At 61.2% G+C, this 25,905-nt stretch carries 20 protein-coding genes; 12 read left to right on the top strand and 8 right to left on the bottom strand.

Annotation, left to right across the window (positions count from 1 at the left end; translation table 11 throughout):
- Nucleotides 1–154: 154 nt before the first annotated feature.
- From ACMGFM_RS12385 to ACMGFM_RS12360, 6 genes are all read left to right on the top strand, one after another.
- Complete coding sequence (locus ACMGFM_RS12385) at nt 155–2,527, top strand: ferredoxin-like domain-containing protein (protein ID WP_436902947.1); 2,373 nt, start codon at nt 155–157, stop codon at nt 2,525–2,527.
- Nucleotides 2,527–3,750 (top strand): Coenzyme F420 hydrogenase/dehydrogenase, beta subunit C-terminal domain, encoded by a 1,224-nt coding sequence (locus ACMGFM_RS12380; protein ID WP_436902946.1) that lies wholly within the window; start codon nt 2,527–2,529, stop codon nt 3,748–3,750. The genes ACMGFM_RS12385 and ACMGFM_RS12380 overlap by 1 nt, the downstream gene beginning before the upstream one ends.
- 40 nt (nt 3,751–3,790) lie before the next feature.
- On the top strand, nt 3,791–4,480 hold the full coding sequence (locus ACMGFM_RS12375; RefSeq protein WP_436902945.1) for an HD domain-containing protein: 690 nt from the start codon (nt 3,791–3,793) through the stop codon (nt 4,478–4,480).
- Nucleotides 4,481–4,560: 80 nt separating this feature from the next.
- Complete coding sequence (locus ACMGFM_RS12370; RefSeq protein ID WP_436902944.1) at nt 4,561–4,884, top strand: hypothetical protein; 324 nt, start codon at nt 4,561–4,563, stop codon at nt 4,882–4,884.
- A gap of 108 nt (nt 4,885–4,992) precedes the next feature.
- On the top strand, nt 4,993–6,303 hold the full coding sequence (locus tag ACMGFM_RS12365) for an RNB domain-containing ribonuclease (protein ID WP_436902943.1): 1,311 nt from the start codon (nt 4,993–4,995) through the stop codon (nt 6,301–6,303).
- A 136-nt stretch (nt 6,304–6,439) separates the two neighbouring features.
- Complete coding sequence (locus ACMGFM_RS12360; RefSeq protein ID WP_436902942.1) at nt 6,440–8,299, top strand: histidine kinase N-terminal 7TM domain-containing protein; 1,860 nt, start codon at nt 6,440–6,442, stop codon at nt 8,297–8,299.
- A 1-nt stretch (nt 8,300) separates the two neighbouring features.
- On the opposite strand, the gene ACMGFM_RS12355 is transcribed toward ACMGFM_RS12360, so the two are convergent.
- The gene (locus ACMGFM_RS12355; protein WP_436902941.1) at nt 8,301–9,764 is read right to left on the bottom strand and encodes an HTTM domain-containing protein; all 1,464 of its coding nucleotides are present in this window, start codon (nt 9,762–9,764) and stop codon (nt 8,301–8,303) included.
- 40 nt (nt 9,765–9,804) lie between these two features.
- Nucleotides 9,805–11,709, bottom strand: coding sequence for an ABC transporter ATP-binding protein (locus ACMGFM_RS12350; protein ID WP_436902940.1), 1,905 nt, complete (start codon nt 11,707–11,709; stop codon nt 9,805–9,807).
- A 134-nt stretch (nt 11,710–11,843) separates the two neighbouring features.
- On the opposite strand from ACMGFM_RS12350, the gene ACMGFM_RS12345 reads away from it, so the two are divergent.
- On the top strand, nt 11,844–12,521 hold the full coding sequence (locus ACMGFM_RS12345; protein ID WP_436902939.1) for a type 1 glutamine amidotransferase domain-containing protein: 678 nt from the start codon (nt 11,844–11,846) through the stop codon (nt 12,519–12,521).
- A 5-nt stretch (nt 12,522–12,526) separates the two neighbouring features.
- Here ACMGFM_RS12345 and ACMGFM_RS12340 read toward each other — a convergent pair whose 3' ends face one another.
- On the bottom strand, nt 12,527–13,720 hold the full coding sequence (locus tag ACMGFM_RS12340) for a multicopper oxidase domain-containing protein (protein WP_436902938.1): 1,194 nt from the start codon (nt 13,718–13,720) through the stop codon (nt 12,527–12,529).
- 133 nt (nt 13,721–13,853) lie between these two features.
- Between ACMGFM_RS12340 and ACMGFM_RS12335 the strand changes: the two genes are divergently transcribed.
- Nucleotides 13,854–14,114, top strand: a complete 261-nt coding sequence (locus tag ACMGFM_RS12335; RefSeq protein WP_436902937.1) for an Rdx family protein — start codon at nt 13,854–13,856, stop codon at nt 14,112–14,114.
- On the opposite strand, the gene ACMGFM_RS12330 is transcribed toward ACMGFM_RS12335, so the two are convergent.
- Complete coding sequence (locus ACMGFM_RS12330) at nt 14,086–14,676, bottom strand: 50S ribosomal protein L15e (protein WP_436902936.1); 591 nt, start codon at nt 14,674–14,676, stop codon at nt 14,086–14,088. The two genes, ACMGFM_RS12335 and ACMGFM_RS12330, sit on opposite strands and share 29 nt — an antisense overlap.
- A 179-nt stretch (nt 14,677–14,855) precedes the next feature.
- Here ACMGFM_RS12330 and ACMGFM_RS12325 point away from each other — a divergent pair, with 179 nt between their 5' ends.
- Together ACMGFM_RS12325 and ACMGFM_RS12320 are read left to right on the top strand one after the other, a co-directional pair.
- Nucleotides 14,856–15,443: a hypothetical protein gene (locus ACMGFM_RS12325; RefSeq protein WP_436902935.1), complete on the top strand. Its 588-nt coding sequence runs from the start codon at nt 14,856–14,858 to the stop codon at nt 15,441–15,443.
- 183 nt (nt 15,444–15,626) lie between these two features.
- Nucleotides 15,627–16,067 (top strand): DUF302 domain-containing protein, encoded by a 441-nt coding sequence (locus ACMGFM_RS12320; RefSeq protein ID WP_436903060.1) that lies wholly within the window; start codon nt 15,627–15,629, stop codon nt 16,065–16,067.
- Nucleotides 16,068–16,256: 189 nt separating this feature from the next.
- Here ACMGFM_RS12320 and gcvH read toward each other — a convergent pair whose 3' ends face one another.
- Together gcvH and gcvT are read right to left on the bottom strand one after the other, a co-directional pair.
- Nucleotides 16,257–16,640, bottom strand: coding sequence for a glycine cleavage system protein GcvH (gene gcvH / locus ACMGFM_RS12315; RefSeq protein WP_436902934.1), 384 nt, complete (start codon nt 16,638–16,640; stop codon nt 16,257–16,259).
- The gene (gene gcvT / locus ACMGFM_RS12310; protein ID WP_436902933.1) at nt 16,637–17,710 is read right to left on the bottom strand and encodes a glycine cleavage system aminomethyltransferase GcvT; all 1,074 of its coding nucleotides are present in this window, start codon (nt 17,708–17,710) and stop codon (nt 16,637–16,639) included. Before gcvT ends, gcvH begins: the two co-directional genes overlap by 4 nt.
- 241 nt (nt 17,711–17,951) lie before the next feature.
- On the opposite strand from gcvT, the gene gdhB reads away from it, so the two are divergent.
- The gene (gene gdhB, locus ACMGFM_RS12305; RefSeq protein WP_436902932.1) at nt 17,952–19,253 is read left to right on the top strand and encodes a glutamate dehydrogenase GdhB; all 1,302 of its coding nucleotides are present in this window, start codon (nt 17,952–17,954) and stop codon (nt 19,251–19,253) included.
- A 49-nt stretch (nt 19,254–19,302) separates the two neighbouring features.
- Nucleotides 19,303–20,055, top strand: coding sequence for a diphthine synthase (gene dph5, locus ACMGFM_RS12300; protein ID WP_436902931.1), 753 nt, complete (start codon nt 19,303–19,305; stop codon nt 20,053–20,055).
- Here the strand turns inward: dph5 and artA are convergent.
- Nucleotides 20,052–21,056, bottom strand: coding sequence for an archaeosortase A (gene artA / locus ACMGFM_RS12295; RefSeq protein WP_436902929.1), 1,005 nt, complete (start codon nt 21,054–21,056; stop codon nt 20,052–20,054). The genes dph5 and artA overlap by 4 nt on opposite strands.
- A 138-nt stretch (nt 21,057–21,194) precedes the next feature.
- Nucleotides 21,195–25,361, bottom strand: a complete 4,167-nt coding sequence (locus ACMGFM_RS12290; protein WP_436902928.1) for a surface glycoprotein — start codon at nt 25,359–25,361, stop codon at nt 21,195–21,197.
- Nucleotides 25,362–25,905 lie beyond the last annotated feature (544 nt).

Here is a 25,905-nt window from a genome sequence, read left to right as displayed (position 1 = left end):
AATGTTGTCACAATCGCCAGCAATTGGCCGTAGGCGTCTCGGAGTGGTGGTCGGATTTACCCGAATGCGAGGGGGAAAGTCTGGGGCAGTCGTACTCCTTGCTACTGTATGAAATCCGAGAGACAGGCCAGAACAGACCGGCCGGTGAGCGTCGATGGTTGAACTGTCGGTCGTCGGCCCCGACTGGGTGGCGTCGGCCGACGACGTAGCGGTCGTCGACGTGCGCGACGAGCAGCGTTTCGCTGGCGTCGGCCACGTTCCGGGCGCGGTCCACCTGCCCTACGAGGCGATACGAAACCCGGCAGGCGGGACCGCCGGTCATCTCCCGACCCCGCCAGAGTTCGAGGAATCGATGAGCGAACTCGGTATCGGCCGAGAGACGCCGATTGTCGCTTACGACGACGAGGCAGGGGTCTACGCGGCGCGACTCCTATTGACCGCCGCGGCGTTCGGCCACGATGCACCGCTGTATCTGCTCGATGGTGGCTACGACGCCTGGAGTAGTCGCTACGAGACCGAAACCGGTGCCGTCAGCGTCGACAGCAACACGAGCTACGAGACCGGAGCCCCGGGCAAACCAATCGTCGGCCGCGAAGCGGTCGAGCGAGCACTCGACGGCGACGGGGTCGTTGTCGACACCCGTTCGGCAGCAGAGTACGACGCCGCCCACATCCCCGGTGCGGTCCAGCTCGGCTGGGAGGACCTCGTCACCGACGGCTCGCTGAAAGCCCGCGAGGAAATCGAACGTCTCCTCGCAGACCGCGGCATCGAACGTGACCGCGAGGTCGTACTCTACTGTAACACGGCCCGACGGCTGAGCCACACCTACGCCGTCCTCTCCGAACTGGGCTACGAGCGCGTCACTGCCTACGAAGGTAGCTTGACAGGCTGGATTCGAGAGACGGCTGACGAGTGGAGTCCAGAAGGTCTCGAGGCGACGGTCCGGGCCTACGCCGACAGGGGGTTCGAGGCGCTGGTCGAGGACCACGACGGAATCGTCGACCGGCTGAAACTCGTCGGGCTGTACCACCAGAAACAGCGCGGCTACTTCATGCTCCGGACGAAGGTGCCCGGCGGCCGCCTCGACGCCGAACAGGCCCGAGTCGTCGGTCAGGTGGCCGACGAATTCGCCCGGGCACCCGAGGCCCACGGCGGCCGCGAGCAGAGCCCGGAGTTCGGCGACGGCTATCTGGACATCACGACCCGCCAGGATATTCAGATGCACTGGATTCGACTCGAAGACGTGCCCGAAATCTGGGACCGCTACGAGGCCGTCGGGCTGACGACGATGCAGGCCTGTGGCAACTCCGTCCGCAACGTAGTCGCCTGCCCGGTTGCCGGTCTCGACCCCGACGAGGAAGCCGACGCGGGCACGCTCGCCGACGAAATTGCCGAGCGCTTCCTGGCCGACGAGCAGTACGCCAACCTCCCCCGGAAACTGAAGGTGTCGGTGACGGGCTGTCACGAGAACTGCGCCCGGGCGGAACTCAACGACCTGGGGCTGTTGCCGGCCGAGAAGGACGGCCGGTTTGGGTTCAATGTCAAGATTGGCGGCGGCCTCTCCGACGGGCCGCGACTGGCTCGCGACATCGATTTGTTCGTCGAACCCGAGAACGTGGTCGAACTCGTCGAGGCGACGGCCGACTTCTTCATCGAGCGCGGCAGCTACCTCGACACCGCGGTCAACCGCCTGCGCTTTCTGGTGGCGGAGTTCGGCGTCGACGCCGTCCGCGAGGACATCACGGAGCGCGTCGATTTCGCCGTCGAACCGGCGGGCGAGAGCCTCACCGAGCGGTACCGCGGCGACCACGTCGGCGTCCACGAGCAGGCCGACGGCCGACAGTACGTCGGGCTGAACGTCCCCGTCGGACGGATGGGCGGCGACGAGTTCGCCGACCTCGCTTCGCTCGCCAGCGAGTACGGCAGCGGCGAGGTTCGACTCAGCATGAACCAGAACGCCATCGTTCCCGGGGTCGACCCCGATGCTGTCGAGGAGTTCCGCGCGGAGCCAGTCATCCAACGGTACAGTCCCGACCCCGGGCCGTTCACCCGCGGCGTTGTCGCCTGTACTGGCAAAGAGTACTGCACCTACGGCATTATCAACACGAAAGACCGGGCGATTCGCTGGGCCCGGGACCTCGACGAGTGGTTCGAGACGGAGTACGACGGGCCCGCCGACCCCGAGGCGGTCCGGCTGCACCTCTCGGGCTGTTCGGCCTCCTGCGCCCAGCCACAGATTGCCGACATCGGCCTGCGCGGCGAGGACCGCCGGACGGTCGAGGGAAGCCAACCCGCCGTCGACGTCGGACTGGGCGGGGACCTCGGCCGCGGCCAGTTCGTCGACTGGGTCGTCGGCAGCCATCCGACGGCAGACCTCCCGAACGTCGTCCGGCGCGTGCTGGACACCTACGCGGCAGAGTCCAACGGCGAACCGTTCAGCGAGTGGGTCGAACGGACCCCACAGCAACGGCTGTTCGAGCTCGTGACAGACACCGATACAACCGCGACGATGGAGGCTGACGACTGATGTCCAAACGAGAACATCTCCCTCGCTCACCGGGCGTGAGCGAGGACCCACGGGAGCACAAGGATACGAACACACCCGCGGGGAAAATCTGGTTCCGTGACCTCGACGAAGCCGTCATCGAGGCCGACCGCTGTATTCAGTGTGGCAGTTGTGCGGCGGCCTGCCCCTCCGACTCTATCGGCATCGACGACATCGACGGCAAGCCAACACTCGTGAAGATGTGTACCGGCTGTTCGCGCTGCTGGGACTTCTGTCCGCGCAGCGGCCTCCGCTACGAGCGAGTGATTGCAGAGGCCGAACGCGACCGCGAGGGGTCGACCAGTGCCTACGCCGTCCGGGCCGCCGATGGGGAGACACAGGTAGCCGGCCAGGACGGCGGTGCGGTGACCGCACTGCTCGGCGAGTTGCTGGCCGCCGGCGAACTCGATGGCGCGGTCGTCGCCCGTGAGCGCGAGGACGAGCCGCTTCGAGGCGAGGCTGTGCTCGCGACCAGCCGCGAGGAGTTGCTGGCGAACGCTGGCTCGGTGTTCACACAGCCGATGCAACTCGGCGAAATCGACCGCCTCGTCGCCGAATCGTCGCTTTCGGACCCCGACCTTGCCCTCGTGGGCACACCCTGCGTGATTCAGGGCGTGTCGGCGTTGCAGTCGTTCGGCCGGCCGGGCGAGCGCGACGAGATTGCGCTGACTGTCGCGCTGTTTTGTACCCGGAGCTTCGAGGCCGACCGCCTGCGGTCGGTGCTGCGCGACCACGGCGTCGACCCCGCGGCGGTCGATAGCCTCGACGTGAGTGACGGCAAACTGTTCGCCTACGGCGAGGAAGAGACCCTCCTGGAGACCGACGTCGAAGCCTTCGATGCGGCAGGTCTGTCCGGTTGTGGGGAGTGTGCCGACTTCACCGGCCGGGCGGCAGACATCTCTGCCGGGAACGTCGCCAGCCCCGACAGCGCAACGACGTTCGTCGTCCGCGGAGAGCGCGGCGACGAAGCACTGTCAGCGGCCGTGGACGCACTCGACGTCGAGGACCTGGACGACGACACCGCGCTGCGGAAGCTGGCGGGCTGGAACAAACGGCAGGCCGAGCAGACGCTCCCGCGGGCGTTCGACCCGGAGGGGTCGCTGAGCATCGGCTACGAACAGCACCGCGAGCAGTACGACGACACTGACCGCGAGCCACAGCCACAGAACCCGGCCCGGACCCACCAGTACGAGCGGTGGTGTTAGCGACCGAAACAATCCAGTGGCCGGCCACGGTAGCGAGCGTATGAGCGACGAACGCTCCGGATTGAGTGACCCCCACCCGACAACGGGCGCACACCCGGGCGGCCCGCGGCACGACGAGTCGCCGTTTCCAGCGGTTGCCGACGGTGTCCGAACACATCTCGCTACCGATTCCTCTGGCCACGATATGCATCACGTCTGGCGAGTCTTCCGTCTCGGCCAGCAGTTTGCGGCGGAGTTGGACGCCGACCGAGAAGTGGTCGGCTGTGCGGCACTGACTCACGACATCCACCGGGTACAGGGCTCGGGCACTGGCTGTGACCCTGTCGAGACGCTGCCGACAGTTGCGACTATTCTTGCGGAGGCTGGCGTGTCGGCGGAGAAAATTTCGACCGTTCAGCACTGCGTTGCCGTCCACGATGACCTCGCCTTTCGCGGTGAGGACCCACAGCCAGAGAGGCTGGAAGCGAAGATTCTTCGCGACGCGGACAACCTCGATGCGATGGGCGCAGTCGGGATTGCACGGACCTTTGCCTTCGGCGGAGTGCACGGAACGCCGCTGTTCGACCCCGACGGCGATGAGTACTCCCAACTGTATCACTTCGAGGACAAACTGCTCAGGTTGCGCGAGGAGTTACACACCGAGCCAGCCCGCGAACTCGCGGCCCAGCGCGAGGCGTTTCTGGAAACCTTCTTCGAGCAGTTCCTCGCGGAGTGGCACGGCGAGGCCTGAACCCGCCGAGAGAGGCTCGTCTGACAACTGACTGACGGCAATTTTTACGTGTCGCTCCAGTAGGCGTGACTCGGCATTGTATGTCAGACTCCTCCGAACAGTTGAGCGACGGTGAAGGAGTGTCGGGTCACAGCGAAGAGCAACTCGTCCGTCTGGTCTCCGCCGCTGAACTCGACCGTCTCGAAGCACGACGGGACCACCTCACGGAAACGGTCGAGGAACTTGAAGCCGAAAACACGCTGCTGAGACAGGAGATTGCGACGCTTCGACACCGACTCGAACAGAAAGACCAGCAGCGCCAGCAAGTAGTCGAAAACTACGAGCGGATCCTCGCAGCACGACAGAATTGTGGCGACGATGCCGAAAACGACAGCAACCGGTTGCTCGGTGACGTGTTCTTCTGACGGTCTGGTACATGTGAACAGGTCAGGGCCCACTGAGTCGGGTCGGCGTCTCCTGACCCGTGATGTGTCAGCGACACCTCTAATTACCGGTCGGCCGTAGCCGGGGGTATGACCGAGTCTGAGCAGGCCGAAGCCGGCACTGCCGAGGGGCAGGGCCCTGTCGAAATCGACGAGGAGATGGCCCGACATCTCGAAAACAAGCGCGAAGAGTTGTTCGAGAAATTCGAGATGCCCTACGAGTTCCCGCCATCGGTGATGGAAGAGGCAGAAGCCCGGACTGAAGACGTACAGGCAGAGATTGAAGACGAGATTGGCGAGCGCGAAGACCTGCGTGAGATGACGACGTGGACGACCGACCCAATCGACGCACAGGACTTCGACGACGCCATCTCGATCGAAGAGCGCGACGACGAGTTCGTGCTCTGGGTCCACATCGCCGACGTGAGCCACTACGTTACGCCTGACACGGAGATGTGGGACGAGGCACGCCGCCGCGCGAACACCATCTATCTCCCGGCGCATACCGTGCACATGCTGCCGCCGGTGCTGGCCGAAACGGTCTGCTCACTGGTTGCTCACGAGGACCGACTCGCACACACCGTCGAGATGCACCTCGACAAGGAGACGCTTGGCTACGAGACCATCGACATCTACAAATCTGTCATCCGCAGCGATGCACGACTGACCTACAGCCAGTGTGAGGAGATTCTCGACGACCCCGACGCTGCCGGGGAGTTCCTCGAAGACGCCGAGGTTGACCTTGCAGAGAAGACCGAACTGGTCTGGGAACTGGCCGACCGGATGCACGAACAGCGCAAAGAGGACGGCTCACTGGTGCTCAACCCGCGCCGCGACCGGGCACACACCATCATCGAGGAGTGTATGCTCAAGGCGAACAAGGCAGTTACCCACGAACTGATGTGGGACCGCGGTGTCGAGGCAATGTACCGCGTCCACCCACAGCCAAGCCCCGACGAGTGGAACGACGCGCTGAGAGAGATTCAGGAACTCGATGGCGTCTCGGTGCCCGGCGAGGCGTGGGACGACCCGCGGAAAGCCGTCAACGCCACGCTCGAGGAAGCGCCACAGCGCCAACTCGACAAGATTCAGTGGGCGGTGATGAAGGTGATGCCCCGCGCGAAGTACATGAACGACCCCTTCGGCGGCCACCACGCCCTGAACTTCGAGATTTACGGGCACTTCACCTCGCCAATCCGGCGGCTCTCGGACCTGATCAACCACTGGATTGTCCACTCGAACGACGTGCCAGAGGACTTGCTGCAACTCTGTGACCACGCCTCCGACCGACAGAAAGACGCCGAACAGTGCGAACGCGAATACAAGAAGTTCCTCGAAGAGGTTGGCCTCGACCCCGGTGCGGTCAACAACCGCGGCCTGGAAGTCGTCGACGAGGAGTAACTGTCCGCTCGCGGTACGACCCGCTATTATCAGCGTTGAATACCGTGGAGGTGAGTTTTTACAGTGGCGTGTCGAGTTAGACGAACGACGCCTGCAGGACAATCACAGCAGAACGCGGGCGACGTGGGGAGCAACAATGGGGCTGCAGTACACACCGTATACGATTCCGCTGGTCGCGGCACTGGTTCTCGCAGCCGTCGGTACTGGACTCACCTGGCGTCAGCGAGACAGCCCCGTTGAGACGTGGAGTGTCGCCCTGCAGCTCTCGGTGCTGTTGTGGGTGCTGTTCAACCTCCTGATGGTGTCTACGACTACTCGCGACCTGATTCTACTGTGGTACAGACTGTTTGTTCCCTGCATCGGGCTCGTCATCGTGACGATGTTGGGGTTCACACTGCAGTTTACCGGCCGAGGTGAGCAACTCACCCGACGACGACTCGTTGCGCTGGCCGCGTACCCGGCCGCAATGTTCATCTTGAGCATCACGAATCCTATCCACGAGTTGCTGCTGGTGAACCCGACGCTGGACAGCAGCGGGTCGTTCGCCGTGCTCGACGTCGAGTTCGGCCCGGCGCTGTTCGCGTTACTGCTGGTCGGCTACGGGTTGATTACGGTGTACGTCTCACTGCTCGTGCTGCAGGTCTCGCGGTCGCGAAACGTCTACAGGAAATTCAGTCTCGTCTTTCTGGTGATGGTCGTGCTGATGACCGGCGTCACGATTCCGAGAGCACTCGGCGTGAGTCCGTTTCCGTACTGGACGTTCTTCGCGCTGACGTACCTGGTCGTCGGACTCGGAACGATGGTTACGACAATGAGTATCACTGCCGCTCGACTGATTCCACTCGAACGGCTGCTGTCGGTGGTCAGCTCCGGGTCCGGAAACGTCCTGCCCTTGGCACGGGACGCTATCGTCCAGGAAGTCGACAACGGGATTGTCGTGCTCGATACCGACGGCCGCGTCGTGGACATCAACACGACGGCGAAGACCATGTTCGGGACAGAGCGCCCAATCGGACAGTTCATCGACGAAATTACCCGAAGAGACCTGACCAGCGGCGGCGAAGAACTTCGGCCTGTCATCTGGGGCGATGAGTCGCTCCGAGAACTGCGTGACCAGGTTTGGGCCGAGAGTCCTCGAGGAGACCGGTGTTACGACGTCCAGATAACCGAACTGACAGACGCGAGCAGGACGCCCGCGGGGTTCGTCATGTTGTTGCACGACATCACCGACCAGAAGACGACCGAACAGCAACTCGAACACCAGAACGAACGCCTCGACCAGTTCGCGAGCATCGTCAGCCACGACCTCCGGAATCCACTCAACGTCGCAGATGGCAACCTCGAACTCCCGTACGCACGCGCCGATGACGATGCCGACACAGTCGAGGTTGACGTGGAGCGACTCGAAACGGTCCGGTCCGCACACGAACGGATGGAGGATATCATCGAGGATGCACTCATCCTTGCTCGGGAGGGCAAGGCGGTTACCGAAGTCGAGCGTGTGTCGCTGGAAGCGGTCGCCGAGCGAGCCTGGGAGACCGTCGAGACCGACGACGCCGTGCTTGACGTGGTCGCCGACGCCGAGTTGGAGGCAGACGAGGACAGACTATTGACCGTCTTCGAGAATCTCATCAGAAACGCCGTGGAGCATGGCTCCACGAGCCCTCCTTCGGGGGCTCAGGAAGACAGCATCGACCACGCTGGCGACGCAGGCAGGCTGACGGTTCGAGTCGGCCCGCTCGACACCGGCGGCTTCTACATCGAAGACGACGGCGCCGGGCTCCCGTCCGAGGACCACGACGACATCTTCGAGCACGGACACACGACGAATCCCGACGGAACTGGGCTCGGCCTCGCTATCGTCCAAGAGATTGTCGGGGGACACGGCTGGGAGATCGACGCTACCGAGAGCGACGCGGGCGGAGCGCGCTTCGAGGTAACCGGCGTATCCATGGAAGCCAGCAGTCAGTTCGATGGTCAGTTGGCGAGCGAGTGATTCACTCGGTAAACTCGCTACACTCGAAGGCCGCGAGCGTCTCGCCGCCAGCCTCGTACGGCTGTTCGCCCGGAACCGTCTGATAGCCGTAGTACAGTTCGACGCGCTCGATATTTCGGTTTTCGCAGAGATAGCGTGCGTACTCGGTCTGGCGAGGATGGGTGTCGGCAAAGCGCAACGTCTGGAAGTACTTTCGCCAGCGGAAACTCGCCATGTGATTCGCCTGCGCTGGAGAGTCTGCCGCGAACGGCCGGTCGTGGAAGGCGTCGACACTCGTGCCATCGGGTCGCTCCGCGGGCGTCGCAATCCACCACGTTCTATCGGGGGGCTCCGGGGCGAACATCTGCCAGTTCTGGCCGAAATCCGCCGTCTCGATTGCTTCGTCTGTCGGCTCCGGCGTCGGAAAGCCGACGACACCCGCAGCGGAGAGCAGGCTGAAGGTGACCAAGACTGCCGGGACGGCCCGGAACACAACCGCGTGGGCCACCGAACGAACTCGGTCGGGAACGGCCCCCGACGGAAACCGCAGTGTACTTCTCTCCCACGAAGATATCGAGTCGAGAGCAGGTGCAGAGACGCCGAGACGGTTCCGAACACGGCCGGCACTGCGCTGGACCCAGTCCCACGCACCCGGCGGGTAGAGGACCACCAGACTTGCCAGCGAGACCAGCGGGAAGTGGCCGACGGCGAGCGTGAGCAACATGCCGACGTGAACGAGCGCAAACAGCGAGACCAGCGCCGTCCGAAGGCGGCCCGTTGCGAGCACCAGCAGCGGCGAGCAGACCAGCAGCGCAATCCAGGCGTAGTTCGCGGCGACCAGCAGCCCCGTCCCGCCAAAGAAATCGAGCACGAAGTCGCCGAACAGGTAGGTGTACTGCTCGGTCGCCAGCACCTGCGCGACAGCGTCGCCAGCCCACCAGGTGTCGCCGTCGATCTTGTGGGTTGCGTTGACGGCGTAGACCAGCCCGGTCTGCAGGACCAGTCCAGCCGTCGCAATCGAAACCAACTGGCGGCCCTCACTGCCCAGCCTCGCGTCCTCGTAGGGTAGAAACAGCGCCCAGACGAACAGGATGCGCAACAAGACATCACCGCCGTTGAGCACGTAGGGGTTTCGCATCTGGAGCAAGAGCACGACGAGCAGGCCGGCGAACACAGACAGTCTGGGTCGACGACCAGCAATCAGTGCGAGTCCGCAGACGACACCAATCGGGAAGAGGACAAGGGGATACCACGGGTCAGGGAGTGACAGGACGAGTTCGTAGGGGCCGCCGTACTCCGCCAGGACGACCGAGCGCGGGACAATACCGGCGTCGGTGTACAGCGCACGAAGGTGTCGCGCCCGCGAGAGCACGTCGACCAGCAGGACGAGGCCGAGCGCGACCCGGAAGGCCCCAATCGCTCGACTGTCGACGCCGAGGCGGGCGCGAACCCACGCCGGAATTCGCTCGTCCGTGGCTGATTTCATCGGTGCCGAGAGTAGCGCCAGCGGTCGGGTAAGTCTTCCGTCAGTCCTCGGGCAGTACCTCGGCGCGGCGCTCGAAGTCGACCACGCCGGCCTGCACTGACCACAGCGCAGCGTAGCGACCATCCTGCGCGAGCAGCGTATCGTGGTCGCCCCGTTCGACAATCTGGCCGTCCTCGACGACCAGAATCTCGTCGGCCTCGGTGATCGTCGAGAGTCGGTGTGCGATAGCGAGCGTCGTCCGGTCTGCGGCCAGGTCCTCGATAGATTCCTGGATCGCGAGTTCAGTCTCGGTGTCCACAGCACTGGTTGCCTCGTCCAGAATCAGAATCGGCGGGTCCGCGAGGACCACCCGGGCGATGGCGATGCGCTGGCGCTGCCCGCCCGAGAGTTTCACGCCGCGCTCGCCGACGCGAGTCTCGTAGCCGTCGGGCAACCCGGTGATGAACTCGTGAGCCTGTGCGGCCTTGGCAGCCTCCCGGACTGCTTCGTCGCTTTCGTCGAAACTGCCGTAGCGGATGTTATCCGCAATCGTCCCATCGAACAGGAAGGTATCCTGACCGACGTAGCCGATGGCCGAACGCAGGTCGCTGACTCGCATATCACGAACGTCGGTGCCGTCGACCCGGACGTTACCGTCGTCGACATCGTACAGTCGCATCGCGAGTTTCAGCGCCGTCGACTTGCCAGCCCCGGTTGGTCCGACCAGTGCGACCATCTCGCCCGGTTTGGCCTCGAAACTGAAGTTCTGCAGCACTTCTTCGTCCTCGCCGTCGGTCAACTCCGAACTGTAGGAGAACGAAACATCCTCGAAGCTGACGCGGCCCTCGACAGCGTCGATGTCGACCGGGTCCGCAGGGTCGTTGATGCCCGCCGAGATATCCATGAGTCCAAACACGCGCTCGCTGGAGGCCTTGGCATTCTCGTACTGGTCGACGATATTCGACACCTCTGCCAGCGGATCGACGATGCGCTGGGTCATGAACAGGAAGACGACAAAGTCGCCGACAGAGAGGTCGCCCGTCAGCGGGCCAGGGGCGGTTCCGGTCGTCAGCCAGAGCCCGCCGACCAGGAACGTCGAGACGAAGGACAACCCGGCGAGCAGTTCCATCCCAGGCCGGTAGAAGTAGCTCAGTTTGAGGACCGCCATCGTGTCGTCAAACAGCCGTTTCGAGGCGTCGCGGACGCGGCCAATCTCGAACCGTTCGCTCGCCGTGGCTTTCGTCAGGTCGATGCCAGCGATGCTGTTCTCCAGTCGCGTGTTGAGGTTGCCCACCGCCGAGCGCTGGGAGACGTAGCGCGGTTCGGCCGCGCGCATGAACCACAGCGTGAACAGCCCCATCGCCGGCACGGCAACGAGCGTGACGACGGCTAACTGCCGGTTGAGATAGAACAGAATCGCGGCAATCCCGCCGGTCATCACGAGCAGTCGCATCGAGTTCATCAGCGCGTCGTCGAGGAATCGTTCGAGATTCTGGGTGTCGTTGTTGAGAACCGCCATCACCTCGCCGGTCTGCTTGTCGTCGAAAAACGCCATATCCAGGTCCTGCATCTTCTGGAAACAGTCGACACGGACGGTGTGCATCACACCGTGGGCGAACAGGTTTGCCGTCACACCATAAATCCAGGTGAACACCGCTGTGGCGAGAAAGGAACCGGCAACGACGGCGACGACGAACCAGAACTGCGCGACTGTCGTCGTCGGGAGCCACGCGTCGGGGACCAGCGGAATCGAGAAGGCCTGTTCGCCGACGAAAATCGAATCGATGGCGATGCCGAGCAACAGCGGGGGTAATAGCGCCCCGGCGCGGGCAAGAAAGTTCGCAACCATTCCGATCGCAAACCAGCCCATCCGGTCGCGGCCATACGTTTGAAAGAGTCGTGCCAGTGGCCGGTCGACTCGCTCACGATATGCGTCGAACGGCGTCTCCTCGTCAGTTGTACTCACTGGCTGGCTATTACGCTCGGAGCGGCTTACCAGCCACGGTTACCGACGAGTCCGCGGGGAAACGATTGCCGACGACGGCAAGTGGCGAGGCGACCGGAAGGAGGAGGGTCCTCAGGACCCAATGTCTGTGTGCAATGACTACAGCACTATTTATCGTCAGCGAACACGGCTACTGGGGCGAAGAATGTATCACACCACTCGAACGGCTCACCGACGCCGGCGTCGACATCACAGTCGCGACACCGACCGGCGGCAAGCCGGTCATTGACGACCGCTCTGTTGACCCCGAAGAGGTTGGCGAGGAGATGGCCGAGCACGTCACCGAAGTCCACGACACCGACGACCGACTCGCCAATCCCGAACCGCTTGCTGCTGTCGACGCGGGCGAGTACGACGCTGTTGTCCTCCCCGGCGGCCACGGTACCTGCTGGGACATCAATCAGGACAAACACGCCCGCACAGCGCTCCGAACTGCCGTCGAAGGCAGTGATGGTATCGCGCTCGTTGTCTGTCACGCTGTCGGGATTCTCGCGTGGGCACGAGACTCTGACGGAGAGATTCTCGCTGCCGGTCGCGACGTGACTGGCTTCCCCGACGCGTGGGAACAGGGAATCGTCGACGACAACGACCTAATGCCAGACGGCCGAAAACTTCCCTACTGGGTCGAGGAAGAAGTCCGAGCAGTCGGTGCAAACTGGGACGGTCGACTCGACGACGACACGAGTGTCACTGTCGACGGTGACCTGATTACCGCCCGTGGGCCGCCCTCCTCGGCGGCCGCGGCGGAGACACTACTCGACGAACTCGAGTGAGCCTCTCAGAGCGACCCCTCGAAGCCCGACTGGTCCAGTAGCTTCTGGAACTGCTCGGAGTCCAACTCGCTCTCGTAGGCCATTCCGGCGAGCATCCCGCCGGGGTAGGTCTCGCCGTTCATCGCGTGGTCCACCCGGTGACAGTGGGTCGCGTACACTCCTGGGTCTGCGTCCGCGGGGAACTCGATGACTTTGCGTTCTGCGGGGGCGACGTTGACGATGTCCTCGATATGCTGGGCCGACTCGGGAATCGTCCCGCTGTCCTTCTCGACGACAGTGAACGTGTGGTTGTGTGTGTGCATGGTGTGCGAGCGGTAGCCGGCGTTGACGAAGTGCATCCGCACCTCGTCACCTTCCTCGACGACCATCGGGTAGCCGTCGTCGAGGTGAAAGCTGTACGGCGCGCACCGCCCGTTCACGGTGTACGCGTCGGGGTGACGGTCGCGGTGGCTGTACGAGACGTCGCCGCCGGCCTGTGACGCCGAGAGTCTGGTGTCCCACTCCTTGAGCGTCATGAAAAACTCCTTATCTGGTGGCTCGTAGTCGACAGGGTCGACTCTGAGAACCCCGTACATCCCCATCGCGAGGTGAGTCTGTGTCTGGAGGTGGCAGTGATACAGGTGTGTGCCCGGCTGGTTTGCGGTGATTTCGTAGGTGTACTCCTCGCCGGGGTTCACCTGGACGCCGGTCGTCGAGGGGACGCCGTCGTCCTCCCAGGCTTTGGCGAGGCCGTGAACGTGGAACGTGTGCGGGCGGTTGTGTTCGGAGTTGTCGAAGGTAATCTCCATCTCTGTCCCCTCCGTGACCCGGAGCAGCGGCCCCGGAACGCTCGGGTCAGTGTCCGGCGTCTCCCAGGCCCACACCTCCGGCAGTTCCCAGGGTCCGCCGCTTGTGTTGTCACCGAGTAACTGGTGGCGACACGCCCGCGTAGAGAGTGTCACCGCGCCACCAGTCTCGTCGAGGTTGATGGTCGTCCGCGGCGACGTGTAGGGGTGGTCTGTCTCGACGTCCGTCGAGTCGCTGCCGACCCACTCGTCTGTGTCCTGTGTCGGCGGGTCAGAGTCGGTTTCACCATCGGTCGAGTCGTCGTCGGTGCTACTGTTGCAGCCTGCGAAGCCGACTGCACCGAGGGCCGCCGTCGTCGCGAGAAATCGCCGTCTCGTCGGGCGAGCTCGGGCGTTGTTGGGTTTGTTATCCATTCGTAATGTTAAACTTAGAGAGGTATAAACCGTCGGACCGCACACACAGACAGTGTGAGTGACTGTCGGCACGGCGACACCGTCACTCGCCGGCCTCGCCGACGGTTTTCATTCTCTGTGTCTAACAGGAAGTATGAACGTCGAAATTGACTGCTGCGAGGGTTGCGGCGGACTCGGGATGGCTGTCGAAGTGCGAGACGCGCTCGAAAGCGACTGTGGGGAGGTTCTCGACGGAGTCGAACTCACGCCTGTCGACGATGGTTCGGTTCGCGTATTCGTCGATAGGCATGAAGTGTTCACGACCGACGCTGCCGAGTCCAACCCGACACGTGTCACGCATATCAGACCGCAAAAGAGGGGCAGCGTTACTTGCCGCGGCCGTTGCCGGCGTTGATCGACGGTCGCGTCTTCTCTGTGCCTTTGCCACGTTTGCCCAGTCCCCGGTTCTGCTTGCCGGCACTGGTGAGTCCGCGCAGTGCGCGGCCCTTGTGGGTGTCGTCACAGATCCAGTTGAGGTCGTCGTCGTTCTCGATTGCCGGGTGCGCGGGGTCGACGAGGATGATTTCGTGCCACTTCTGGCTGCCGTCTTCCCCGACCCAGTAGGAGTTGAGCACGCGCATGTTCGGGTGTTTGCGTGCGGCGCGTTCCTCGGCGATGCGCTGGATGTTCTTCCGTCGGGTGATGCGGGACACACCCTGTCGTTTCGAGCGTCGACCGGCCGTAAATCGCTGTTTGCGAGCGCCGCCCTTGCGGACGCTGACACGAACGACTGTGATGCCCTGTTTGGCCTTGTAGCCAAGCGAGCGTGCTCGGTCGAGTCGCGTCGGGTGCTCGATGCGTTCGATTGCGCCCTGGTCGCGCCAGTCCTGTTGTCGTTGCCACTGCAGTTCCGCCAGTTTCCCGTCGCCTGGGTCCTTCCAGGCGTCTCGGATATGTGCGTAGAAGCTTTTTGCCATGGGTATTCACCCACGGGCGTTGCGTGGTTCAAGCCGTGAGGCTCACATCCCGACCTGTATGACAGGTGCCCACTGGTGCCCGTGACTGCCAGCGAGTTATCTGTCCTACCGGAGTTGCAGATAAAAGGATATCGAACTCCGACGACAGCGATTTACTCCCAGAACGACTAGTTCTACTGATGACAGAATCACGGGCCGAGGCCTGCGTTAATTGCGGCGAGGAACTCGCGCTGTTCCAGCCCGTCTGCCAGAGGTGCGAGACGTCCCACGAATGGGAGTATCAGGCACCCTGTCACAACTGCGGCGAACCGGTGGCCTACGACGGCGACTGCCCACACTGCGGGACGGAACTGATCGTTTGGCGCGCGCTCGAAGCCGACGCACTCGGAACTGACGAACCCATCTCGGTCTGGAAAGAGAGTGTCCCCCGACCGACTGCCGCTGGCTATCGTGTCCATCTCGGCAGCATTCACGGCCAGTGGGTCGATTACCGGCGGTCGATGGACGAAGACGGCGACATGCACATCCGCTCGTATCACAACCATTACGAACTGCACCACGACGAAGTGAGCGCAGTCGACAGCCCCGGGAGACACCTCCTCCGACACGGCCTTCCTGCTGCATTCGAGTCGGGCAGTGAACTCACTGTCCGGACTGGGAGAGCACTCGCTGAGTCCGGCCGACTCCTCAGGCGCACCGCCCGCTCGCCGTACGCGTGGCTAACGAGAGACAGCGAACCCAGCGAGAAGCGCGAGAAAACAAAGTAAGTAGTGCTCGGTGGTGCTGATGGAATCGGAGCGGTTTATCTGAAGAAGCGACACGAAGCAGAGAGTGTCACGCAGATGGTTGTGCGTACCCGGCACACGATATACCATCTTCGGGAGATTCTCAAACCACATCAGAAGAGATTTTCGAAAAGGTATTGTGTACTGCCTGCAATACTTTAGGTACTGATGCTCCCAATCGACCCATCACAAATTAGCCCCGAAGACATCGGCGAACAGCAGACAACACTCGACATGGACCACGAAGAAGCCATTGAGCACGTCCGTGAGGTGTTCACCGACGCTGGGTTTGGTGTCCCAGTGGAATTTTCGCCGTCGGATATGCTCAACGAGAAAATCGACGCAGGAAGGGACCCGTACTACGTCCTCGGAGCCTGCAACCCAGATGTGGCCGACCGAGCACTGGACGCAACTGACAACGAACTCGGCGCGTTGATGGCCTGTAACGTTGTCATCTGGGAGGAAGAACCCGGACTGCAGCGCGTGTACCACGTCTCAATCATGCGTATTGCTCGATTGATCGGGATGTCAGTCGACGACGACGCAATGGAAGACATCATCGCGGACACTGGCGAGCTCGTCGACGACGCATTCGCCAACCTCTGAATTCTCGCAGTCGTCTCCCGTACGTATGCGATTTTTGCGCTGGACGCTCAGCCAGTACAGAGAGGTTTGTAGTCCACGGACCTACTGAACGCCCAGGCCCGTAACAAACGGTTCTATATATCGTTATAAGATTTATCGACAAATACACCGACCACTGGCCAGCACACAGAAATCGACAGAAGACAGCCGTTATTCTATCTGTTCGCGGTACTCGTCGGCAGAGAGCAGTTCGTCGAGTTCGCTCTCGTCGTCGAGTTCGAGTTCAAGCATCCAGCCCTCGCCGAACGGGTCGTCGTTGACCAGTTCTGGTTCGTCGATCAGTGCCTCGTTCGTCGCATGGACGGTGCCCGAGACAGGCGCGTACAGGTCTGACACCGCTTTGATGGACTCGATAACGCCGAAATCCGAGCCCTGCGTCAGTTCGTCACCCTCGGCAGGGAGTTCGACGAAGACCACGTCGCCGAGTTCGTCCTGTGCGAAGTCGGAGATACCAACGCGAACAGTGCCGTTTTGCCGGCGTGCCCACTCGTGAGAGTCGAGGTACCGGCAGTCGTCTGGAATCGTGAAGCTCATGATAGGAATGGTGTTGTCGTGATACGTGCTTTCTTCGGTTCGCCACGAACGACGATCCGGACGGTGCGGTTTGTGCCGACATATTCTCGGGGAAGATACGCCAGCGCAATTGGTTCGTCGAGTGTTGGGCTCATCGTGCCGCTGGTGACAGCCCCAATCGCCTCGCCGTCGGCCGTCTCGACGGTGTACCCGTGTCGCGGAACCCCGCGCTCGTGCATGACCAACCCGACAAGCTTCTCGTTGGGGCCTTCCACATCGACTCCTTCCAGCGCGTCACGACCGAGAAATTCCGTGTCGAGTTTGACGGTGAAGCCAATGCCGGCTTCGTAGGGGTTTCGCGGGTTGTCTTCGGGGTCGAAGTCCTGCCCTGAGAGCAGAAATCCCATTTCGAGGCGCAGGGTATCCCGAGCTCCCAGTCCGCAGGGCTGGCAATCGAGCGCTGACCACACCGTCTCGCCCGCGTCCCACGGACAGAGCAACTCGAACCCGCGTTCGCCCGTGTAGCCCGTCCGCGCGACGAGTGACTGGACATCTGCGACGGACCCGGCCGCAATCTCGAACCGTGACAACTCCGAGAGGTCAAGGTCGGTCTGAGCGCCCAGCAACTCCGGAGCGTCCGGCCCTTGGACGGCAATCATCGCGTATTCTTCGGTTCGATTGGTGACTGTCGCGTCCAGTCCCCACTGCTGGCGGTGTTCGAGTGCCCAGTCGTGGATTTCCTCGTCGTGGCCCGCATTGGGAATGAACAGATACTGCTCTGATTCGGAGTCTGGGAGTCGGTAGACAACGGTGTCATCGAGCATGACTCCCTCGTCGTTGGTGAGAGCTGCGTACTGACCTTCGCCTGGGTCGAGGTCTGTGACATCGTTGGTCGTAAGTCGCTGGAGCAGGCGGGTCGCGTCCGGACCCGAAACCGTCAGTTCTCCCATGTGTGACACGTCGAATTTCCCGACAGCGTCCCGGACGGCAGCGTGTTCCGTCCGAATCGAGTCGAACTCCACCGGCATCTCCCAGCCGCCGAAGTCAGTCTGTTTCGCCGAGTGCGCTATCGGCGGATTTCGTAACGACATACTCGCTGTGACGTCTCGAAGGGCCCTAATGGTTGGTGTCCCGACCGATTGACCAGCGACTCATAAATCATATATCGCGATAGCAAATCGATGTCGAAGCCGCGAGTGCGGGCGTTGTCCCGGAGCTGGAGACAGCCACAGGCTCGAGTCTCGCTGGCCAATTTCGCTAATTATATACCTTAAACACCTATAGGCTTAGGAAGCGTGTCGACTCACGGGGGGAGACACCGCAGTATTACCTATGTCATCGGAATCCACCACGAGTAATCGACAAGACGCGACAGAGACGACAGACAATGAACCAGAGACGGCGGTCGAAATCGCCCGTCGGCAACTAGAGCACGCCGTCGGGCACGTCGACATCGACCCCAACGTCATCGAGCGGCTCAAGCACCCGACAAAGGTACAAGAGGTAACTGTCCCAATCGAGCGGGACGACGGAACCGTCGAGGTGTTCACGGGGTACAGAGCCCACCACGACAGCGTCCGCGGGCCTCACAAGGGCGGACTTCGGTTCCATCCGGAAGTGACCAGAGACGAGTGTGTCGGGCTGAGTATGTGGATGACTTGGAAGTGTGCGGTGATGGACCTGCCCTTCGGTGGTGCCAAAGGCGGCATCGCGGTTAACCCAAAAGAACTCTCCAGTGATGAAAAAGAGCGACTCACACGTCGGTTCACCGAGGAAATTCGGGGGGTTATCGGGCCGATGAAGGATATTCCGGCCCCCGACATGGGCACAGACCAGCAGACGATGGCGTGGTTGATGGACGCGTATTCGATGCAGGAAGGAGAGACCATCCCCGGTGTCGTTACGGGCAAGCCACCGGTAATCGGCGGGAGTAAAGGCCGCGAAGAAGCACCCGGCAGGAGCGTTGCGATTATCACACGGGAAGCGCTCGAGTACTACGACCAGCCGATGGCGGAGGCCACCATCGCGATGCAGGGTTTCGGGAGTGTCGCTGCCAACGCTGCGCGACTCCTCGAGGACTGGGGAGCAACGATAGTGGCCGTCAGTGATGTCAACGGGGCAATCTACGACCCCAGTGGGCTCGAGACACACGATATCCCTACCCACAACGAACAGCCGGAGGCCGTCACAGAGCAGGACGTTCCGCACGTGCTCACCAACGACGAACTGCTCGAACTCGACGTCGACGTCCTCGTCCCTGCTGCGGTCGGTAACGTCCTGACGGAGGACAACGCGAGTGACGTGTCTGCAGATCTGATAGTCGAGGGTGCAAACGGCCCGACAACGAGCGCCGGCGGTGAAATCCTCGCCGACCGGGGCATACCGGTAATTCCAGATATTCTCGCCAACGCCGGCGGTGTCACTGTCTCGTATTTCGAGTGGTTGCAGGATATTAACCGGCGGGCGTGGTCGCTCGAACGCGTCAACGACGAACTCGAATCCGAGATGGTCGATGCGTGGACAGACGTCTGCGAGGCCCACGACGCACACGACGTGACCTGGCGTGACGCTGCGTATATTGTTGCGCTCTTGCGTATCGCCGAGGCACACGAGGCCCGTGGACTGTGGCCGTAACGAGTCCCGGAGTGCCAGCAGTTATGCCGGACGGTGGCTAATCTCGGGTATGCTCTCGTTTGTTGGCCTCGGACTGTACGATGAGCGCTCGATCACGGTCCGTGGTCGTGACGTGCTCTCGACAGCCGACACAGTATTTGCGGAGTGGTACACCAGCCATCTCGCCGGAACAGACCTCGAAACACTCGAAGCAACACACGGAATCGATATCGCCGTTCGAGACCGGGCCGGCGTCGAACAGAATCCGGAACCAATTCTCGACGCTGCTGAAGACCGACACGCTGTCTTTCTCACAGCCGGAGATACGATGATATCGACGACACACGTCGACCTTCGGTTGCGCGCTCTCGACCGTGGGATCGAAACGCGTGTTATCCACGGGACGACAGCACAGACGGCCGCGAGTTCGCTCACCGGCCTACAGAACTACCGCTTCGGAAAAGCAACGACGCTACCGTTCGAGGAAACCCACGGCGGCGTCCCAGATAGTGTCGTCGAGACGATTCAGGCCAACCGCGAACGCGGACTGCACACGCTGGTCTATCTCGATATTGACGGCGAGAACGAGCGGTACCTGACCGGCGATACTGCCGCGAAGATGCTCGCTCCCGAACTCGACGCCCAAACTGGCGTCGTTGTCGCACAGGCCGGAAGCGATGAGCCGACAGTTCGTGCCGGCCCGCTAGAAGAACTTGCGACCGAATCGTTCGGTACCCCACTGCACATGCTGATTCTCCCCGGTGAGTTACACCCGATCGAAGAAGACGCACTCGCCGGGTTAGCTGGCTTCGAGCGGCGTTAGTCCGCTGCTTCGGGCGCTGTATCGACGTTCAGCGCACCGGCAAGGTCGTACTCCTCGCCGGTCAACAGATAGAGAATGTCTTCGATTGGCTGCATCACTTCGGGCACAATTTTGACCATCAGCCAGATGATGAGTATCATCGCGACGACGGACGCGCTCTGTGCAAGGATGCGGTCGGCCCAGATGTACGAGACACGAAGTGAGTTCTCTAACCCCCAGACAGTCATCGTCAGGTCTGGAACGAAGTGTGCGTACTGGTTTCCGTAAAACAGTGCGATGAACACGTTGCGAACGATGTTCGCAGCGTAGATGATTCCAATCGCGAGCGCGCTCGCCTTTAGTTTTCGGCGCCAGTCAGCGGCAACGGCGTTGACGAGTCCGAGAACAACAGCCATACTGCCGATTCCGGTACAGTCAAGCAGGATCGTGTACGTGATTGTCCCATCACCGTTGAAGAAGACGAACGTGTTGTCGTACGCGTACGGTTTGCCACCAATTTCACGGGTCGTATCCGGGTCCGACCCCGCGGGAATGTCCCCGGCAGTCAGGTCTGCCAGTTCCGTTACCACTGGTGGATTGTATCCCAACAGGTCAATGACGGCGGCCGTGTGGTTGGTCACAAGCAAAATCAGCGGTTCCCGCAGGGCTTCAATGACGAGAAACGGGACGTAGATGAACCCCATAATCGCGACGGCACGCGACAACGTAAAGAGTGAGTCCCGGCCCTCGTAGAACATCTTTGCAGCGAGAAGCGAGAGTGGGACCGCGAGCACGGCACCGACACCCCGAACTACGCTCTCGTCGTGGATGAAAAACGGCTGAATGAGCAGAAAGGCAAACACCGAGAATAGCAGCCACGCACCGACGTACACCGTGCGGGCATACTCGCGGTCGACCACTTCGAGGACGACCGCAACGGCGAACAGCCCGAGCGTGACCCACCCAACCGGACCGGCGTAGACCGCAAGCGCAACGAGTGCCTCATTGAGCTGTCCAAGCATCTACCCAGCAGTTGGGCTATCGAGAGTATATGTCTTATTGTTAGCTGTACGGCGGACGGACAATCGCGGTGCTGTCGCTGGTCGGCGTGAAAATAAAGAGGAAGTGAACCGCGAAGACGACCGAATTACGGTCGGTCGTTAGTTCTGCTGTCGACGGAAGGCGAGCAGCGCAGCACCGATGATGGCGACCAGGGCTGCGGCAATGCCGAAGCCAGGTCCGCCGTCGTCGGAGCTACCGCCGCTGTCTCCGCTACCACTGTCGTCAGTACTGTCGTCGGACGTACTGTCGTCGGTGGTGTCGTCCGATTCGACCTCGACGGTCAGCGTGCCACTCACCGAGTCATCGTCGGTGGAGATGGTGTGCGTGACCTCCGTGGTCGAGTCGACTTCAGGCACGGTGAACGTGAACGTCTCGGTCGCAGACTCGCCACCGGCGAGGGTGACTTCCTGCGAGCCGAGTTCACCGAGACCGTTGTCAGCTTCGAGGGTCACCGTCTGGGTTCCCTCGACGTCACCGGTGTTCTCCACGGTGACGGTTGCTTCGACTTCGTCACCTGGGGCCACGGTGGCCGATTCGGGACTGAAGTCAGTAATCTCGAAGAAGGCCGGGTCCTGCGGTGAGATTGTCAGCGAGCCCGACGCGTCGTCGTCCTCACTGGCAATCGTGTGCGTGACCGTTGTCTCTTCGTCGACACTTGGGACTTCAACGCCCTCGAAGGTGACCGTCTGGGTTTCGCCCGGTGCGACCGTGACGGTCTGGGTGGCCTCGACAGGCCCCGCAGTGAGGGTGATGGTCTGTGCGCTACCATCGCCAGCACCACCACGGTTGGTGATGTCTGCGGAGATGTCGAGCGTGTCGCCAGGTGCAGCAGTAGCGGTCAGCGGCTGCAGGTTGTCAACGAGGTACAGCTGCTCGTTACCTGCGACCGTAACCTGTGCGGTCTGGCTGCTTGGTCCTTCCTGGAACTCGGTTCCATCATCGTCGACGATGACGGACGTGAGCTCCTGGCTGTCCTCAATGTCTTCGTCGAAGACGACCCGCACGTCTTCGTTCAGACCTTCGGACACGCTCGTGGAGCCAAGGACGTTGCCGTCAGCGTCGCGGATTTCAACGGTCGCACTCGTGCTAACGTTGACTTCAGCGACAGTGACGGTTGCGCCAGCGGTGTCCTGGTCGTTGAACGTGTGAGCGTTGACTACGGTGACCTCAGCAATCGAACCTGGGAGACCACGTCGGTCAGCGCCTTCGAGCAGGTTGCCAGGCAGGCGTGCACGCCGGATGGTCATCCGGAAGTCAGCGCCCGCGAAGGTTTCGCTATCGCCGATTTCGCTGTTGCTCAGGAAGTCCTCGCTGAAGCTGATCGTGTTCGGACCATCTTCAACGTATTGGACTGTGAACTCGTTCGGGTAGAAGAACGCCGGGTCCTCGCCAGACGCGGTCTGCGTCTGTGAGGTCATCGACGTTCCTGCAGCGATTTCGGTGGTACCCTCAATCGTGTAGTCGTTCTGGGCGGGCACGAAGATACGTGGCCCGTCGGCAGTCTGCTGAGTATCTGCGAGTTCGACAACATCGTTAGTGAGTTCCCATTCGATGGTTTCAGTGAGAGGCTCACCGAAGAGACCGTTCTCGGGGAACGCAGATGCGTTGGTGTCACCAACGTCGTTTCCGAGCTCGAAGGTCGTGTTGAACACGACAGGTCGCTCGTCAGCAGTCTTAATTTCGTCGTCCGCGGTCGGCTGGATGTTGTCGATAACGTAGTTGCCGTTATCCAGCACTGGGACCGGGAACATTTCGAGACCGTCCTTCTTCGGAACACCGGCAACATCTTCGACAAGCTCAGGGATCGTGCTATCGTCTGCACGGAGGTCGTCGATATTGTCGGAGTTGACCGGGATGGTCAGGAAGTACTCGTCGAGGTTCTGACGACCGTTTTCGCGGTCGTTCGCGCCTGCGAGCACTTTCTGTCTATCGAGTTCCAGGAGGGCCTGCGCGCCGAAGGTCGGATCGGCTGGCAGGTTGTCCTCCTGTTCGCGTTCTGCGCGAACTTCCGAGACAATCTCTTCGACCTGGGCCTGACTCTGGTTGGTGAACAGATCAACATTGGCGCTGTCGAAGAAGGCTTCTGTGACGGCGTGACCCTCGCTGCGGTCGAGGAAGTCGTCAAGGTTGCCGTTTGCCTGCGACTGGTTCGCGAGGAGACCCTCGAGACCAGACGTCTGGACCTGCAGGATCAGGATGTCTTCTTCTGCAGTTGCGCCATCCTGTGGCGTGATGAGGCCCTGTTCGAGGGCAGCTTCGATGTCGAAGACACTGTCATCCGCTGCGTCGACGAACTCGACGTCACTGATAGCGGACTCGTCACCCTCGGCTGGGGCTTCCCAGGCCTTGAGGGTCGGGTCATCTCGCTCTTCGAGTCGGACAATGCTGTTGTCCGTGGAGATAGAGCCCTGTTCGGTGTACGCCGTATCGCCCGGCGATGCCGTCAGGTCGTAGCTACCGGGTGCAATAACGACCTTGCGTTCGACATTGTCGTTGGAGCCACCGCCGATACGGATACTTTCGTGGGCTTCAACTTCGACAAGCGAGGTGCCTTCCTTCGTGATGACACCGTGCTGCTTGTTACCCCACTCGTCAATACCAATGTCGGTATTTCGGACCACTGGGTTATTTGCGTCGCTTTCGTTGAAGACCGGTCCGTCACCGATCTGGAAGCTGTTCATGTAGAACTCGGCGGTGCCGCCGACTTCGTCAGCACGAACAGTGACGTTGACTTCGACGTTCTGACCGGCAGCGCGGTCACCGAAGGTGATCGTTGCCGTGTCAGTTGCCTCGAGGTCAACCTCGAATTCCATGATGTCACCACGAGTGTATGCCTCGTCGGTCTGTCGCGGTGAGACAATCGTGGCTTCCTCGTCGAGCGGTTCGACGACCTCGAAGGTATCCGTCGTCGAGATGATACCTGAGTCTTCGTGGAGCACGACTGCTCGGTATTCACCGGTGCCGTCGAGATCGTCTTGCGGGTCGATCTCGAAGGTGGTTTCGCCGGTGACATCGAGTAGTTCCGTTCGGTCGGCGTAGATAACGTCCTCAACCTGGTTGTCGCCAGCTTCGGCGACCCAGACCTGGACGTTATTGGCGGCCGTAATTGGGCTTGGGTTCGACGAGACGTCGATTTCCAGCGTCTCGTCTGCGGTTATCTCGTCGTCAGCAGTTGCGCTGAGGTCGAGGGTGCGCAGATCGAGGTAGATGAACTTGTCGTCAGCGATGTCGTCTTGCTCTCCGAAGCCAACGAAGTACTCGCCAGCTCCGAGTTCAGAGGTATCAATCGTGCCGTTGTTTCGATCACCAGTAACCTTGCTCAGCACGCGGTCTCCGGTGTTGTAGACATCGCTGTCGTTCAGCACTGCCTCGTAGACCTCGAAGGAACCAGAGGTAGTCTGGACGTTGATCGTGGAACCAACGAACTGTGCAATCTTATCCTGATCCCCAGTGGCCGTGCTGATGTCTGCGTTGAGGTTCGATTTACCATCGAACACACCCGGACTCGCGTCGGCTTCACTGAACCCGGTTGCACCAGTTTCGATTGCGAGGAAACTGTCACTCGCGGAGACGTCGTCGTTGCCGGACGCACTGATGCTGATCTGTTCGATTCCATCGAAGTCAACGCCCGCAACGGGGTCGTCAGCCTCGAAGGCGAGCGACAGATCGACATCAAACGTCACAGTGCTTGTCCGACTCGAATTTGCCGGAATCGTTGCGACAATCTCGCCAGCTTCGTTAGCTGAGACGAGGCTGCCGCTTTCGTCGAAGTTAACAGTGCCAGTGCTGAGTTGGCTGATCTGATAACTGGACTCTTCCTCGTTAATGGCCAGTCCACGGTCAGTTGCGTCACTGATATCGTGGACAACGTCAACGGCCTCCTCGGAGTTGTTCGCGCTCACCGTCAGCGTTGCCTCGTAGGTGACGGTGTTCAACTGCTTGAAGTTACCGTTGTTGTCCACAAAGGAGGTCGGACCATTATTGTTGTTCTGGTAGAGGTCGGTCTGTGCCGGGACGCCCAGCACTGGACCGACATTGTTGCTATCGTCGAAATTACCTGTTTCATAAGTTACACTACTCTCCATTAGGACGTCGTCTTCGTCGCTACTGTCGATTGAAAAGTCCTCGACAGAGACAACGTCATCGTCAACGTTTTGCGCGGCTGCGGCCCCGGCAAAGGATGCACTCATGGCGAATACCGATAGCACCATAAGGGCTGCCAGGAAGACAGCTCGCGTCTTTTGTCGTATATCGTTTTCTGTCATATGTTATCTCGTTGTGTTAACCGCGGCGACGGCAGCTTTCGACCGGCACTCGTCATCACCAACCTGCTGACCTGCAACCGAAGCCGGTTTACTCACTACTGTCACCATGGGCAGGGGCACACGGTTTCGTTCTAGTGGAGGTTATAAATGCTTTGTGTTCAGTGGAGAGGTTAGAGAGGTTGTACCACACCGCGTTAAACGGCACTTCAGGCACTCTACTCCTTAATCTGTCGTTTTGGCACTCTGTAACCCGAATGTTCTGACATCCGTCTGACATAGTTCGCAACGTTGACAAGTCAACGACAACCAATGAATTGCTATTTCGATAACTATCGGCCGGGTAAAACGAACAAACCGACAGACACCGGAGCGACAGTCGACAAATTTAGCGACTGTGCTAGCAACGACAGTGAATTCCGAAACGAGCTGACGGATGCCAGCCTGTCCCAAGAACATGCCGAACAATCCAGCAATGGTCGGGTCAAAGTGGCTGTAACAACGACACAATCAGTTGGGGCGCATAAGACGCGAGCCAGCAACAGGC

It is taken from the genome of Halovenus halobia (genome assembly GCF_051414135.1).
GTDB lineage: Archaea > Halobacteriota > Halobacteria > Halobacteriales > Haloarculaceae > Halovenus > Halovenus halobia.
This window is presented reverse-complemented; position numbering and strand designations above follow the sequence as displayed.